We start from the raw sequence: 16,017 nt of genomic DNA on the forward strand, positions 1-16,017 counted from the left end.
CACCCCAACGAAGGTATCGGAGTCGAGGCGTCAAGTCCAACAATCGACCAACGTTCTTGGAAGTGAGTGACAATTTCCACACGTGATACCGGTGCGCGAACCAGGGCACGCAGTGTGTCCTAACGTAGGCGATCGGGAGCCGAGCGAACGCTTCGTTTGGCCGGGGTTTAAAGTCCGAAGTATCGCCCGTGTCACATCCGAGATGACGGGCGCCGATAGGAATGGTGAATCGATGGACCTCTTCGAATACCAGGCGAAGGAACTCTTCGCCAAGCACGGGGTGCCCACCTCACAGGGACGGGTGACCGACAGTGTGGCCGATGCGCGAGTGATTGCCGAGGAGATCGGTAAGCCCGTCATGGTCAAGGCCCAAGTGAAGACCGGCGGCCGCGGAAAGGCCGGCGGCGTGAAGTACGCGGCGACTCCCGATGACGCGGAGCGCTACGCCCAAGACATCCTCGGCCTCGACATCAAGGGCCATGTCGTGAAGAAGCTGCTGGTCGCCGAGGCCAGCGATATCGCGGAGGAGTACTACATCTCCTTCCTGCTCGACCGCGCCAACCGCACCTACCTGGCCATGTGCTCGGTCGAGGGCGGCATGGAGATCGAGGAGGTCGCCGCGACCAAGCCCGATCGCCTCGCCAAGGTGCCCGTCGACGCCGTCAAGGGCGTCGACCTGGCCACCGCCCGGTCGATCGCCGAGCAGGGCCACCTGCCCGCCGAGGTGCTCGACGCCGCAGCGGTCACCATCGCCAAGCTGTGGGAGGTGTTCGTCGGCGAGGACGCCCTGCTGGTGGAGGTCAACCCGCTGGTGCGCACCCCCGACGATCAGATCCTCGCGCTGGACGGCAAGGTCACCCTCGACGGTAACGCCGACTTCCGCCAGCCCGGGCACGTCGAGTTCGAGGATCGGGACGCCACCGACCCGCTCGAGCTCAAGGCCAAGGAGAACGACCTCAACTACGTCAAGCTCGACGGTCAGGTCGGCGTGATCGGCAACGGCGCCGGACTGGTCATGTCCACGCTGGACGTGGTCGCCTACGCCGGTGAGAACCACGGCGGTGTGAAACCCGCGAACTTCCTCGACATCGGTGGTGGTGCCTCGGCCGACGTGATGGCCGCCGGCCTCGACGTCATCCTCGGCGACGACCAGGTCAAGAGCGTGTTCGTCAACGTCTTCGGCGGCATCACCGCCTGTGACGCGGTCGCCAACGGAATCGTCGGCGCCCTCGCCAAGCTGGGCGACGCCGCGAGCAAGCCGCTCGTGGTCCGCCTCGACGGCAACAAAGTCGACGAGGGCCGCAAGATCCTCGCCGACGCCAACCACCCGCTCGTGACCCTGGCCGAGACCATGGACGCGGGCGCCGACAAGGCTGCCGAGCTGGCGAGCAAGTAGGAGACGCAGACAATGTCGATATACCTCAACAAGGACAACAAGGTCATCGTCCAGGGCATCACCGGCGGCGAGGGCACCAAGCACACCGCACTGATGCTCAAGGCGGGCACCAACGTGGTCGGCGGCGTGAACGCGCGCAAGGCGGGGACCACCGTCAGCCACGTCGACGCCGACGGCAACCCCGTCGAGTTGCCGGTGTTCGCGTCGGTCGCCGAGGCCATCGAGAAGACGGGTGCCGACACGTCCATCGCCTTCGTGCCGCCGGCCTTCTCCAAGGACGCCATCATCGAGGCCATCGACGCGGAGATCCCGCTGCTGGTGGTCATCACCGAGGGCATTCCGGTGCAGGACTCCGCGTACGCGTGGGCCTACAACCTGGAGCGAGCCTCGGCGAGCGACAATGATGGAGCGAGGGTTCCGAAGACCCGCATCATCGGCCCGAACTGCCCCGGCATCATCACCCCGGGTGAGGCCCTCGTGGGCATCACGCCGAACAACATCACCGGCAAGGGCCCGATCGGTCTGGTGTCGAAGTCGGGCACGCTGACCTACCAGATGATGTACGAGCTGCGCGATCTCGGCTTCTCGACCGCCATCGGCATCGGCGGCGACCCGGTGATCGGTACCACCCACATCGACGCCATCGAGGCGTTCGAGAAGGACCCGGAGACCAAGCTCATCGTCATGATCGGCGAGATCGGCGGCGACGCCGAGGAGCGGGCGGCCGAGTACATCAAGGCCAACGTCACCAAGCCGGTCGTCGGCTACGTCGCCGGCTTCACCGCGCCCGAGGGCAAGACCATGGGCCACGCCGGCGCGATCGTCTCCGGCAGCTCGGGCACCGCCCAGGCGAAGAAGGAAGCCCTCGAGGCGGCCGGGGTCAAGGTCGGCAAGACGCCGAGCGAGACGGCCAAGCTCGCCCGCGAGCTGTTCGAGGGCCTCGCCTGACGGCAGTCCTCATCCAGGGCCACCACACAGCCCCGTACCCGGTACCCGGGTGCGGGGCTGTGTGCGTGGGGGAGCCCATACCTGTTGCGTGAGTCACATTGACGAGGTAGTATGAACGTACGTTCTAGTTGAGAGGGGGATCCGATGGCCGGGGAGGAGTTCGCGGACGCGGGTCTACCCGATTCGCCGGCGGAACTGGCGAGGCTGATCGATGCCGCGGTCGCCAAGCTCGCCGAATCACCGTTGGGTCTGACCGCCGACGCCGACGTCCTCGAGACGGTGGAAGCCGTCGAAGGTGCGTGGCGCCGCGCGGCAGCGGTGAATGCGGCTTTGTTGGTCGAGATCAGCGACCGAGAGTTGTACTCGCACGTCGGTCACACCACGGTGAAGCGGTTCTACGCGCAGCACCTGCGCCTCGGTGACGGTGAGGCCAAGCGCCGCCTCGCGGTGGCCGCGTCGATCGGCGTCTTCACCTCGATGACCGGTGACAAGCTGCCGCCGAAGTGGGAGCCCCTCGCCGCCGGTGTGGCCGAAGCCCAGGTCTCGGCCGACCACGTCGTCGAAGTCGAACACATCATGGCCAAGGTGCCGATGATGGCGGACCCCGACCAGGTCACCACGGCGGTGGAAGTCCTGGCCAACGCCGCACGCGAGCTGGCACCGGCCGACCTGCGCCCGCTGGGGCAGCGACTGTTGGCGCACCTGGACCCCGACGGGACGCTCGGCAACGACATTGACCGGCAACGGCGCCGAGGGATCACCATCGGCCGCCAGGACAGTCGAATGATGTCGAAGATCTCCGGCTACCTCACCCCGGCGCTGCGGGCGAAGTTGGAGGTGTTGCTGGACAACTGGGCCGCACCGGGGATGAACAACCCGGACGACGAGAGCAGCATGTCGGGCTCGAAGGCCGAACTCGACGGGTCCGATCGGGAGGCGCTGGGGGACGCGGTCCGTCGTGACACCCGGACACCCTCGCAACGCAACCACGACGCCATCGAACACGGCCTGGACTGGATCCTCGGACACGAGGGGCTGGGTCGTCCGGACCGGCTTCCGGCGGAGGTCGTCATCACCGTCGACGAGGCAGACCTGGCGCGCCGTGCCGGTGTTGCGCTGACCGCGACCGGCACCCTGGTGCCCATCCCCGACCTGGTCGCCCTCGCGGCCGATGCCACCCCGTGGCTGGAGGTGTTCAAGACCAGCACGCGGACCGTCCTCGACTTCCGCCGCGGCCGCCGGTTTGCCACCAAGACGCAACGACTGGCGATGTTCGGCGCCGATCGCGGGTGCACGCGGCCGATGTGCACCGAGCCATTCGCGCGGACCCAGGCCCACCACGGTCAGCGCGACTGGGCCGACGGTGGGAACACCGACATCAACGAGTTGGCCGCCGCCTGTGGGACCGACAACCGAAACGTCGGGACCCGGCCGGGGCAATGGGAGACCACCATCATCGCCGATGGGCCCGATGAGGGCCGCGTCGGTTGGCGCCTCGCCGGCACGGACGGGCCCTACCGCACCAATCCGGTCCACCATCCGCAAGCCTTTCTGCGTGGGCATCCACAACCGCCGCCCGAGCCGCCGCGCCGAACCACGATGCTTCGCACCCGGCCGGATGTCCGGCCACGCACGTTCGTCGACCCGGGTTCGGCCGTGGAGCGAGCACTGGCGCTGGTGCTCGCCGCCTGATCCGCACGGCGAGGCGCGGTGCTGGTTACAGTTCAAGGCATGAGTGAACTGCTGCCCCTCGACCCCGACCAGCTGTTGACCACGACCCGGTCGGTGCGCAAGCGGCTCGATCTGACGCGCCCGGTACCGCTGGAGCTCATCCGCGAGGCGTTGAAGGTGGCGCTGCAGGCGCCCAGTGGGAGCAACTCGCAGACGTGGCATTGGATCGTCGTCGACGACCCGGAGAAGAAGCGGGGGATCGCACAGGCCTACCGGAAGGCGTTCGAGCCCTATATCGCTGCCCAGAAGCGCACCGATGCGACCGGGGAGCGGGTGGCCTCGAGCGCCACCTACCTCGCCGAGGTTCTCGAAACGGTGCCCGTCCTGGTGATCGGCGCGATCTACGTCGGTCGGCAAGGACTGCCGGCGGGCAACCAGGCGGGGGTCTGGGGCTCGCTGCTGCCGGCCGCGTGGAGCCTGCAACTCGCCCTGCGTGCCCGCGGCCTCGGGTCCGCCTGGACGACGCTGCACCTGCAATACGAGAGCGAGGTCGCCGAGCTCCTCGGGATCCCCGACGGCGTCGTGCAGGGTGTCCTGCTCCCCGTCGCCTATTACACCGGCACCGGTTTCCAACCCGCCCCGCGCCGCCCACTCGACGACGTGCTGCACGTCAACGGATGGTGACCGTCCCGTCCTCACCGCCCCCGCGCACCCAGCGCGGCCGGGCGAAGGCGGCACGTCGGGCCGAGTTGCTGACCGCCGCGGCACGACTCATGGCGGAGCGCGGCTTCGCCGCCGTCCGGCTCGAAGACATCGGCGCCGAGGCGGGGATCAGCGGACCGGCGGTGTACCGGCACTTCTCGTCGAAGACCGACGTCCTGGACACCTTGCTCCTGGAGATCAGCGAGCGGTTGTTCACCGGCGGCAACGAGGTGGTGGAGCGGGGGCTGGCGCCGACGACGACGCTGGTCGAACTGATCGGTTTCCACATCGAGGTGTTGGTCTCCAAACCCGACGTGATCGTCGTGCAAGACCGGGACCTGCCCTCGCTGACTCCGGCCGCCAACCACCGGGTGCGCCTGCTGCAGCGCCGGTATGTCGAGCGCTGGATCGATGTCGTGCTCGAGTGTGCCGCCGAGGGAGAACTGCCGGAAATGGGGCGGGACGAGGCGCGGGTGCGGGTTCACGCGATGTTCGGGCTGCTCAACTCCTCACCGCGGCTGCCGCCGTTCCCCTCCTCGCGGTTGCGCCCGGTCTTGACCGCGATGGCGCTGGCCGCGCTCGGCGCCCGGGCCGACGAGTGACTCAACCCAAGTCGGCGAGCAGGCGGGCCAGCTCGGCGCGGTAGCGCGCGACGCTGGCCATCTTGACCGATTCGTAGCCGCGCACCAGGTCGGGCAGTTCGGCGATGGCGATCGCGGTGGCCCGGGCCGCGGCCGACCGATCGGATCCGAGTCGGTCCAGCACCCGGGCCACGGCGGCCCGATACTCGACGACGAGTTCCCGTTCGGTCCGGCGGACCGCGGTGTGCCCGAAGGGATCGAGCGCCGTGCCGCGCAGCCGCTTTGCCTTCGCCAACCAATGCAGGACCGGCCGGGTGCGGCGGCCGAAACCGATCTTCTCCCGTCTGCCCACTGCGCGCAGTGTCGGTGGATGCAGTTGGACGGCGGTGGTCGCATCGTCGCCAAAGGCGTTGGCGACCGCGGCGGCGAAACCGGGGTCCTCGGTCAACCGGGCGACCTCGTACTCGTCCTTGTAGGCCATCAGCTTGTACAGGTTGCGCGCCACCGCGCCGGTGAACTCCTCACCCAGCCCGCCGGCGTGGACGCGGTCGAGGTCGGCGAGGTAGGTCCGGGCATACGCCCGGTCCTGATAGGCGACCAGTTCGTCGTAGCGGCATGCGACGACGGCGGCCAGCTCGTCGGAGATCCCGGCCAACTCGGCGACCGCGGCACGTGCGGCGTCGCTGGGTTCCGGGTCAGGGGCGGCCGGGTGAATCGCGGCCATGTCGCGGTGCAGGGCATCGGGGTCGGCCACGGCTTGCCGACCGCGCCGGAAGGCTTGCCGATTGGCGTCGACGGCCACGGCGTTCAGGCCGATCGCGCGTTCGATGGAGGCGGCGGAAATGCCGATGGCGCCGGTCTGATAGGCCGCGCCGACGACGATCATGTTCGCGTACTGCTCGTCGTCGAACAGCTCCGCGGACAATGCGCCGGCATCGAGGTAGACCGCGCGCGCGACTGTCTCATCGATCACTGAGTGGACCTGTTCGGGCGCGGGGAAGCCGACGGCGGTCGAGGTCACCATCGACCCGGTCGGCACGCGGGTCGTCGACACCACGGCCACGGTTTTGGTCGGCGACGCCACCTTGAGGTGCACCGGGTCGGTGGCCACCAGTTGATCGCAGGCCAGGTAGACATCGCAGTCGCCGGCCGCGACTTTCGCGGCCTGCTCGACCGGATGCGCCGACACCTTGAGGTCGCTCACGACGGCACCGCCCTTCTGGGCGAGCCCGGTCATGTCGACGGTGCGGGCGGCGGCGCCGTCGCAGACCGCGGCGGTGGCCAGGATCTGCGAGACGGTGACCACGCCGGTGCCGCCGATGCCGGTCACCCGCAGGGTGAAGTCCCGTCGCGCGGTGGCCGGGCGGGCGGGCTCGGGTACCGCGTCGGCCGCCAGGGGGGACACCGTCTGCGCCCGCCGGTGCCCCGGAACCACCGTGACAAAGGCCGGACAGTCGCCGGTCAGGCAGGAGAAGTCGAGGTTGCAGGAGCTCTGGTCGATCTGTGTTTTGCGGCCGAACTCGGTGTCGACCGGGTGGACCGACAGGCAGTTGGACTTCTGGCCGCAGTCGCCGCACCCCTCGCAGAGGCGCTCGTTGATCATGACCCGCCGAGCCGGGGTGTCGTAGGTGCCGCGGCGGCGTTTGCGGCGTTTCTCCGCGGCGCAGTACTGGTCGTGGACCAGGACAGTCACGCCGGGGACGGCGGCCAGTTCGCGCTGGACCTCGAGCATTTCGTCGCGGTGGCGGACTGCCGCCTCGGCGGGCAGGCCGAGGGCACGGGTGCGCGCCACGTCGTCGGTGGTGACCACGACCCGCGACACCCCCTCGGCGAGCAGTAGGCCGACGAGGCGCGGCAGGTCCATCGCACCGACCGGGTCCTGGCCGCCGGTCATCGCCACGGTGCCGTTGTAGAGCAGCTTGTAGGTGAGGTTCGCCCCGGAGGCGACCGCCGCGCGCAGGGCCAACGAGCCGGAATGGGCGAAGGTGCCGTCGCCGATGTTCTGGACGAAATGCGCCTCGTCGAGGAACGGTGCCATGCCCAGCCATTGGGCTCCTTCGCCACCCATCTGGGTGATCCCGGTGACGTCGCCCACCTGGTGCTCGTCCATGAGCAGCACCATCGCGTGGCAGCCGATCCCGGCGCCCACGAGGGTGTCGGGCCCGACCTTGGTGGAGCTGTTGTGCGGGCAACCGGAGCAGAAGTACGGGGTGCGGACCGCCAGCGGCAGTAACACCCGGTCGTGATGGCGGCCGTGGTCGTCGAGCCATCGCGTGGCCGATTCGATCCGATGGTGCCGGCCCAGCCGTTCGGCGAGGCCGCGCGTGACCGCGTCGACGTCGAGTTCGCCGAAGCGGGAGAACAGCGTCGAGCCGTCCTCGTGCGCCTTGCCGACGATGGCGGGCACCCCGGGCCGGCGGAAGAGGATGTCGCGCATCATCGTCTCGATGAAGTCGCGCTTCTCCTCGACCACGATCACCTCGTCGAGTCCGTCGATGAAGCGGTCCAGGATGCCGGTCTCCATCGGGTAGACCAGCCCGAGTTTCAGAATGCGGATACCCCTCCGGCCCAGATCGGCGTCGCCGATCCCAATGTGCCGCAAGGCTTCTCGAACGTCGAGATAGGTCTTGCCGGCCGCGACGATGCCGATCCGGTCGTCAGCGGTGTGCGCGACGATCTGGTTGAGCCCGTTGAGGCGGGCGTATTCGAGTGCGCGGGGCAGCCGGATGGTCAATTGGTTCTGCTCCAGCTCCATGAGGTTGGCGCCGAGCAGGTGGCCGCTGGGGATGTGCGGGCTGGTACCCAGACCGCCGTAGTCGGGGATGACCAGGCCGGGTCCGACGGTCGCGGTGGAGGCGCCGTCGGCGACGTGGGCGGAGATTTTGAGGGAGGTCCACAGCCCCGAAACCCGGCTCATCAACGCGGCATGGACGCCGAAGTCGAGGATGTCGGCGCTGTCGGCGGGGTAGAGGATCGGCATGTAGAGGTCGGCCAGTGCCATTTCCGAGGCGCAGGGCACGGTGGAGCTCTTCGCGCCCGGATCGTCGCCGACGAGGGCGACGGCGCCGCCGGTGGGATGGGAGCCGACGAGGTTGGCGTGCCGAAGGGCGTCGGTCGCCCGGTCGAGCCCGGGGGCCTTGCCGTACCAATACCCGACGATGCCGTCGCGGCGGTGTCCGGCGGAGTCGGCGGCGAGGTGCCCGACCCGGGCCGCGACTTGTGAGCCCATCACCGAGGTGGCCGCGATCTCTTCGTTCAGGCCGGGCCGGTGCTCGACGTCGAAGGGTGCGAGGAGGTCGTGCCGGCGGGCGAGTTCCAGGTCGTAGCCGGCCAGCGGGGAACCCTCGTAGCCGGAGAGGAAGGACGCGGTGTGCAACCCGGCGCGGCGGTCGACGACGGCGCGGTCAACGATCATGCGGACCAGGGCCTGGATGCCGGTCAGATAGACGGTGCCCGACTCCCGGCGGTAGCGGTCGTCGAGCGAGAACTCGGCAGTCGGCGGCGCCACCGTGCGTTGCTCGACGCGGTGGGCTCGGTCATCTGCGAGGGTCATGGGATCACCCAACCTTCGTTTCGGTCCGCGGGGGTGTGCGGGCCTACCCCAAGACTAGGCAATCTTGTGAGCTGCGTCACGCAAGGTGGGAGAATCGAGGAGCGGGGTGACAACTGTGTCGGGCGTCACCTACACTCGGTTCAGTTAATAGGCGCTAACTGAAGGATTCAGCGTGACCAGCACAGACGACGAGGCACCCGAGGGTAGCCGCGGAGCGCATCGGGCCAATGTCGCCGTGCTGCGCGAGCGGCTGGCCGTCGCGGCGGCAGGCGGTGGGGCCAAGGCGCGGGCGCGCCACCTGGAGCGCGGCAAGCTGCTCGTGCGCGATCGCATCGACGTGCTCCTCGATCCGGGATCGCCCTTCCTCGAGGTCGCGCCGCTCGCCGCCCACGGCATGTATGAGGACAAGGCGCCGAGCGCCGGCGTCGTCGCCGGGATCGGCCAGGTCGCGGGGCGCGAGTGCATGATCGTCGCGAACGACGCGACGGTGTCCGGTGGCACCTACTACCCGGTCACGGTCAAGAAGCACCTGCGCGCGCAGGAGATCGCCGCGGCCAACCGGCTGCCGTGCCTCTACCTCGTCGACTCCGGCGGCGCCATGCTGCTGCAGCAAGACGAGGTCTTCCCCGACCGCGAGCACTTCGGCCGGATCTTCTTCAACCAGGCCAACATGAGTGCCGCGGGGATCCCTCAACTCGCCGCCGTCCTCGGCTCCTCGACCGCCGGTGGGGCCTACGTGCCGGCGATGAGCGACGAGAACGTCATCGTGCGCGACCAGGGCACGATCTTCCTCGCCGGCCCGCCGCTGGTGAAGGCCGCCACCGGCGAGGACGTCAGCGCCGAGGACCTCGGCGGCGGGGCCATGCACTCCTCGGTGTCCGGCGTGACCGACCACCTCGTCGACAACGACGAGCAGGCGCTGATCGCGTTGCGCGACATCGTCGCGACACTCGGCCCGCGCGAGTCCGCGCAGTGGGAGACCGTACCCACCCGTGAACCGCAGCGCGCACAGGACGATCTCTACGACGTCGTGCCCACCGACCCGCGCATACCGTACGACGTGCACGAGGTCCTCGAGATCCTCTCCGACGGCGGGGAGTTCACCGAGTTCAAGGCGAACTACGGCACCACCCTGGTCACCGCTTTCGCCCGGGTGCACGGTCATCCCGTCGGCTTCGTGGCCAACAACGGGGTGCTGTTCTCCGAATCCGCGCTCAAAGGTGCCCACTTCATCGAACTGTGCGACCGTCGCCGCATCCCGCTGGTCTTCCTGCAGAACATCACCGGCTTCATGGTCGGGCGGGCGTACGAGGAGGGCGGCATCGCCAAGAACGGGGCCAAGATGGTCACCGCCGTGGCCTGCGCGCGCGTGCCCAAGCTGACGGTCATGATCGGCGGGTCGTTCGGCGCCGGCAACTATTCGATGTGCGGCCGGGCCTACTCGCCGCGCTTCCTCTGGAGCTGGCCCAACGCCCGCATCTCGGTGATGGGCGGGCCCCAGGCCGCCGACACCCTCGCGACCGTTCGCCGCGCCCAACTCACCCGGTCCGGGGAGGACTGGTCGGAGTCGGCCGAGGAGGAGTTCAAGGCGCCGATCCGGCAGCAGTTCGAAACCCAGTCCGACGCGTACTACTCAACGGCGCGTCTGTGGGATGACGGGATCATCGATCCCGCCGACACCCGCACGGTCCTCGGCCTGGCGTTGGAGGCGTGCCGCTACGCGCCCCTGACCGAGGTCAACAACGGCGTCTTCCGGATGTGACATGACTACAGCAACGACATCACCGACCCCGACGACGGCGCCGACGCGTCCGATCCGCAGCGTGCTGGTCGCCAACCGCGGCGAGATCGCCTGCCGCGTGATCGACACGCTGCGCGGCATGGGTATCCGCTCGATCGCCGTCTACTCCGACGCCGATGCGCACGCGCCGCACGTGCGCGCCGCCGACGTCGCGGTCCGGCTCGGGCCGGCACCGGCCGCGCAGAGCTATCTCGACATCGCCAAGCTGGTCGACGCGGCCGTGCGGACCGGTGCCGACGCCGTCCACCCCGGATACGGATTCCTTTCGGAGAACCAGGATTTCGCGGCGGCGCTGGCGGCGGCCGACATCGTGTTCATCGGCCCGCCCGCCACGGCGATCGCGACGATGGGCGACAAGATCGCCGCGCGCGACGCGGTCACGCAACGCGGGGTCCCCGTGGTGCCGGGGCTGTCGCGGCCCGGGCTGACCGATGACGACCTGGTCGAGGCGGCCCCCGGGATCGGCTTCCCCGTCCTGATCAAGCCGAGCGCCGGCGGCGGCGGCAAGGGCATGCACCGCGTCGACGACCCGGCCGGTCTGCGCGAGGCGCTGGTCTCGGCGCGGCGCGAGGCGGCCGCCGCGTTTGGCGACGACACGCTGTTCCTCGAGCACTTCGTCGACACCCCGCGCCACATCGAGGTGCAGGTACTCGCCGACGAGCACGGGACGGTCATCCACCTCGGCGAGCGCGAGTGCTCGCTGCAGCGGCGGCACCAGAAGGTCATCGAGGAGGCGCCGTCGGCGTTGCTCGACGCGGCGACGCGGGAACGGATCGGCGCCGCGGCCTGCGACGCGGCGCGCAGCGTCGGCTACACCGGCGCGGGGACGGTCGAGTTCATCGTGTCGGCCCACCGCCCCGACGAGTTCTTTTTCATGGAGATGAACACCCGCCTGCAGGTCGAGCACCCGGTCACCGAGATGGTCACCGGCGTCGACCTGGTCGAGCAACAGATCCGGGTCGCCCGCGGCGAACGGCTGGGCATCGCCCAGGACGACGTGGTGCTCACCGGGCACGCGATCGAAGCGCGGGTCTACGCCGAGGACCCGGCCCAGGGCTTCCTGCCCACCGGGGGCACCGTTCGGGCGCTGCACTGGCCGGACGGGGCCGGCGTGCGGGTCGACGCCGGTATCGACACCGGCTCGGTCGTCGGCACCGATTACGACCCCATGCTCGCCAAGGTCATCTGTCACGGTGCGGATCGCACCGAGGCGCTGGACCGGCTCGACGAGGCGCTGGCGAAGACGGTCCTGGTCGGGGTCGGCGCCAACATCGACTTCTGCCGCTCGGTGTTGGCTCACCCGGCGGTGCGGGCCGGCGAATTGGACACCGCGCTGCTGGACCGCCTCGTCGTCGACTATGCCGCGGCGGCACCCACGCCGGCCGCCCTGATCGCGGGTGCCCTCGGCACCCTTGACCTCGGGACCGGTGACGACGTGTGGAGCAGCGCGGTCGCGTTCCGCATCGGCGCACCGTCACCGGTCACGGCACGGCTGGTCTGCGACGGGCACAAGTACACGGTCGCGGTGCTCGTCGCGGGATCAGACACCCGGACGCTGCACGGCCAGGCCACGGTCCGCGACGAGGACGACGAGGTGATGTGGACCGGTCCGGTCTACCTCAAGCCACGGGGCACGGTGGGTGCGTCGAGCGCCCGCGCGGTCACCCTGCGGTGTGACGGCATCGGGTCCCGGTGGGTGGTGGACCAGACCGAGCGCCGCGAGCGGTGGGTGTGCGGTGAGGACGGCACCTGGATCATCCGCCCGGCGCACGCGCTGGCCGCCGCCGACGACGCGGAAGCCGCCGGGGAGGTGCGTTCGCCGATGCCCGGCACGATCGTCGACGTGCCCGGAGCCGACGGCGCGGTCTGCGCCGGCGACCCGTTGGTCGTCGTCGAGGCGATGAAGATGGAGCACACGCTGCGCGCGCCCATCGACGGAACCTGCTCGATTGCGGTGCGGGTCGGCGAAAAGGTCGATGCGGCACAGGTTTTGGCACACGTCACCCCGGACGCCGAGTCCGGCGAGTAATGGAGGAACGTCGGGAATGGAACTGACACAGGAGTACACCGACCTGGTCCACACGGTGCGCGACTTCGCGCGTTCGGTGGTCGCACCGGTTTCGGCCAAACACGACGAGGAGCACAGCTTTCCGTATGAGGTCGTCGCCCAGATGGGTGAGATGGGCTTGTTCGGCCTGCCGTTCCCCGAGGAGTACGGCGGGATGGGCGGCGACTATTTCGCGCTCGCCCTTGCCCTGGAGGAGTTGGGCAAGGTCGACCAGTCGGTGGCCATCACGCTGGAGGCCGGGGTCAGCCTCGGCGCGATGCCGATCTACCGATTCGGCACCGACGAGCAGAAGCAGACCTGGTTGCCCGACCTGGTCACCGCCAAGCGGCTGGCGGGCTTCGGGCTGACCGAGCCGGGGGCGGGCAGCGACGCCGGCGCCACGGCCACCACGGCGGTCGCCGACGGCGGCGACTGGGTGATCAACGGGTCCAAGCAGTTCATCACCAACTCCGGTACCGATATCACCTCCCTGGTCACGGTCACCGCGGTCACCGGGACGAAACCCGATGGCGGAAAAGAGATTTCGACGATCATCGTCCCGTCGGGGACCCCCGGGTTCACCGCCGAGCCGGCCTACAACAAGGTTGGCTGGAATGCCTCGGACACCCATCCGCTGAGCTTCTCCGATGCCCGGGTACCCGCGGAGAACCTGCTGGGCCACCGCGGCCGCGGCTACGCGAACTTCCTGTCGATCCTCGACGAGGGGCGGATTGCGATCGCCGCGCTGGCGACGGGTGCCGCGCAGGGCTGCGTCGACGAGAGCGTGCGGTACGCGAAGGAGCGGAAGTCTTTCGGGCAGCCGATTGCCGGATACCAGTCGGTCTCCTTCGCCATCGCACGGATGGAGGCGCGGGCCCATACCGCCCGGGTCGCCTACTACGACGCCGCGGCCAAGATGCTCGCGGGCAAGCCGTTCAAGAAGGAGGCGTCGATCGCGAAGATGATCTCCAGCGAGGCGGCGATGGACAACGCGCGCATGGCCACCCAGATCCACGGCGGATACGGGTTCATGAACGAATACCCCGTGGCGCGGCATTACCGGGACTCGAAGATCTTGGAGATCGGCGAGGGGACCACCGAGGTGCAGCTGATGCTGATCGCCCGCTCGCTGGGACTGTCATGAGCACCGACGCTGGGAATGCGCCACGGGTCACCCAGCGGGGGCTGTGGTTCGAGGAGTTCGAGATCGGCACGATCTACGAGCACCGGCCCGGGCGGACGGTCACCGAGGCCGACAACGTCCTGTTCACCACGTTGACGATGAACACGCAGGCGCTGCACCTGGACGCGGCCTGGTCGGCGACCCAGCCGGGGTTCGGCGGCCAGCGGCTCATCAACTCGATGTTCACGCTGTCGACGATCGTCGGGCTGTCGGTGGCGCAACTGACCCAGGGCACGCTCGTGGCCAACCTCGGATTCTCCGACATCGCCTTTCCGGCGCCGTTGTTCGCCGGGGACACGATCTACGCGGAGACCGAGTGCACCGGGAAGCGCGAATCCCGTTCGCGGCCCGGCGAAGGAGTGGTGAACCTGACCCACATCGGCCGCAACCAACACGGAGTCGTCGTCGCCCGGGCGTCGCGATCCACCCTGGTGCGTCTGCGCGAGCAGAAAGGTGCGAACAATGAGTGATTCCCCGACCGCCGACGCGACGATCGCCGACCCGTCCTATGCCCGGGGCGAGCCGTCGCCGCCGCTGCTGGATGACACGGTTTACGACAACTTCACCGCCACCGCCGAACGTTTCGCCGACAACCTCGCGATCGCCGACGCCGCCGCCGGGCTCAGGTGGACGTACCGGGAGATGCTGCGCGACGTCCGTGCCCTGGCCGCCGGTCTGCTGCGCAGCGGGGTGCGCCGCGGCGACCGGGTCGGGGTGTGGTCGCCCAACCGCGCCGAGTGGGTGCTCACCCAGTACGCCACCGCCGCCATCGGCGCCGTGCTGGTCAACGTCAACCCGGCCTATCGCCAACACGAACTCGACTTCGCGCTGCGCCACGCCGGCATCTCGCTGGTGCTCGCCTCGCCGGCGTTCAAGGACTCCGACTATCCGGCGATGATCGAGGCCGCGACGCGGTCGCTGTCCTCGCCGCTGTCACTCGTCGTCTTCGGCAGCCCCGAGTGGGACGGGTTGCTGGCCGAACCGACCGAGGACGAGCTCGCCGGGGTCGCCGCGGCGGCTGCGGCCCTCGACGCCGATGACCCGATCAACATCCAGTTCACCTCGGGGACCACCGGCGCGCCCAAAGGGGCGACGCTGACGCACCGCAACATCCTCAACAACGGCTATCTCGTCGGCGAACTGCTCGCCTACACCGATGCCGACCGGATCTGCATCCCGGTGCCCTTCTACCACTGCTTCGGCATGGTGATGGGCAACCTGGCGGCCACCACCCACGGCGCCGCGATGGTCATCCCGGCACCGGCCTTCGACCCGGCGGCCACGCTGCGCGCCGTGGCCGAACACCGCTGCACGAGCCTGTACGGCGTCCCGACGATGTTCATCGCCGAGCTCGCACTGGCCGACTTCGACGGTTACGACCTGTCCTCGCTGCGCACCGGGATCATGGCCGGGTCGCCCTGCCCCGAACAAGTCATGCGCGAAGTCGTCGACCGCATGCACATGGCCGAGGTGTCGATCTGTTACGGCATGACCGAGACCTCGCCGGTCTCCACCCAGACCCGCACCGACGACGAGCTGGCCCTGCGCGTCGCCACCGTCGGCCGGGTGGGACCACACCTGGAGATCAAGGTCGTGGACCCGGCGACCGGGGAGACGCTGCCGCGCGGACAGGCCGGCGAGTTCTGCACCCGGGGGTACAGCGTGATGACCGGGTACTGGAACCAGCCGGACAAGACGGCCGAGGTGATCGACGGCGACGGGTGGATGCACACCGGCGACATCGCGGTGATGGGCGACGGCGGCTACGTGCAGATCACCGGTCGGATCAAGGACATGGTGATCCGCGGCGGGGAGAACATCTACCCGCGCGAGATCGAGGAGTTCCTCTACACCCATCCCGACGTCCTCGATGCCCAGGTGATCGGCGTCCCCGACGAACGCTACGGCGAGGAGTTGATGGCCTGGATCCGGCTGCGCGACGGGGTGGCCGACTTCACCGCCGACGACCTGCGGGCCTTCGCCGCGGGGAAGATCGCCCGGCACAAGATCCCCAGGTACGTCCACGTGGTCGACGAGTTCCCGATGACGGTGACCGGCAAGGTCCGCAAGGTCGACATGCGTGCATCCGCGATCGAACTGCTCGGGCTGGCCTAGTCCACCCGGGCACCGGCGTC

At 69.2% G+C, this 16,017-nt stretch carries 11 protein-coding genes; 10 read left to right on the top strand and 1 reads right to left on the bottom strand.

The annotated features are described in order from the left end of the window. Window positions 1–232 precede the first annotated feature (232 nt). The 5 genes from sucC to nbrcactino_RS05020 all read left to right on the top strand — a co-directional run bounded on the left by sucC (window position 233) and on the right by nbrcactino_RS05020 (window position 5,319). On the top strand, window positions 233–1,396 hold the full coding sequence (sucC, locus tag nbrcactino_RS05000; RefSeq protein ID WP_161926359.1) for an ADP-forming succinate--CoA ligase subunit beta: 1,164 nt from the start codon (window positions 233–235) through the stop codon (window positions 1,394–1,396). A gap of 12 nt (window positions 1,397–1,408) precedes the next feature. Next, the gene (sucD, locus tag nbrcactino_RS05005) at window positions 1,409–2,344 is read left to right on the top strand and encodes a succinate--CoA ligase subunit alpha (RefSeq protein WP_161926360.1); all 936 of its coding nucleotides are present in this window, start codon (window positions 1,409–1,411) and stop codon (window positions 2,342–2,344) included. Window positions 2,345–2,488: 144 nt separating this feature from the next. After that, window positions 2,489–4,036 (top strand): DUF222 domain-containing protein, encoded by a 1,548-nt coding sequence (locus nbrcactino_RS05010; RefSeq protein ID WP_161926361.1) that lies wholly within the window; start codon window positions 2,489–2,491, stop codon window positions 4,034–4,036. 39 nt (window positions 4,037–4,075) lie between these two features. Beyond that, on the top strand, window positions 4,076–4,699 hold the full coding sequence (locus nbrcactino_RS05015) for a nitroreductase family protein (protein ID WP_161926362.1): 624 nt from the start codon (window positions 4,076–4,078) through the stop codon (window positions 4,697–4,699). Then, window positions 4,693–5,319, top strand: a complete 627-nt coding sequence (locus nbrcactino_RS05020) for a TetR/AcrR family transcriptional regulator (protein WP_161926363.1) — start codon at window positions 4,693–4,695, stop codon at window positions 5,317–5,319. The genes nbrcactino_RS05015 and nbrcactino_RS05020 overlap by 7 nt, the downstream gene beginning before the upstream one ends. A gap of 1 nt (window position 5,320) precedes the next feature. On the opposite strand, the gene nbrcactino_RS05025 is transcribed toward nbrcactino_RS05020, so the two are convergent. Beyond that, window positions 5,321–8,851, bottom strand: a complete 3,531-nt coding sequence (locus tag nbrcactino_RS05025; RefSeq protein ID WP_161926364.1) for an indolepyruvate ferredoxin oxidoreductase family protein — start codon at window positions 8,849–8,851, stop codon at window positions 5,321–5,323. 172 nt (window positions 8,852–9,023) lie between these two features. Between nbrcactino_RS05025 and nbrcactino_RS05030 the strand changes: the two genes are divergently transcribed. From nbrcactino_RS05030 to nbrcactino_RS05050, 5 genes are read left to right on the top strand one after another with little or no spacing between them, the layout of a single operon-like run. Beyond that, window positions 9,024–10,613: a carboxyl transferase domain-containing protein gene (locus nbrcactino_RS05030; RefSeq protein WP_161926365.1), complete on the top strand. Its 1,590-nt coding sequence runs from the start codon at window positions 9,024–9,026 to the stop codon at window positions 10,611–10,613. Window position 10,614: 1 nt separating this feature from the next. Beyond that, a complete protein-coding gene (locus nbrcactino_RS05035; RefSeq protein ID WP_161926366.1) occupies window positions 10,615–12,681 on the top strand; it encodes an acetyl/propionyl/methylcrotonyl-CoA carboxylase subunit alpha in 2,067 nt (688 codons plus the stop codon). A gap of 16 nt (window positions 12,682–12,697) precedes the next feature. Then, window positions 12,698–13,843: an acyl-CoA dehydrogenase family protein gene (locus nbrcactino_RS05040; RefSeq protein WP_161926367.1), complete on the top strand. Its 1,146-nt coding sequence runs from the start codon at window positions 12,698–12,700 to the stop codon at window positions 13,841–13,843. Next, a complete protein-coding gene (locus nbrcactino_RS05045; RefSeq protein WP_161926368.1) occupies window positions 13,840–14,352 on the top strand; it encodes a MaoC family dehydratase in 513 nt (170 codons plus the stop codon). Before nbrcactino_RS05040 ends, nbrcactino_RS05045 begins: the two co-directional genes overlap by 4 nt. Beyond that, window positions 14,345–15,997 (top strand): AMP-binding protein, encoded by a 1,653-nt coding sequence (locus nbrcactino_RS05050; protein WP_161926369.1) that lies wholly within the window; start codon window positions 14,345–14,347, stop codon window positions 15,995–15,997. Before nbrcactino_RS05045 ends, nbrcactino_RS05050 begins: the two co-directional genes overlap by 8 nt. The last annotated feature ends 20 nt before the right edge of the window (window positions 15,998–16,017 follow it).

Source organism: Gordonia crocea, assembly GCF_009932435.1.
GTDB classification, from domain to species: domain Bacteria; phylum Actinomycetota; class Actinomycetes; order Mycobacteriales; family Mycobacteriaceae; genus Gordonia; species Gordonia crocea.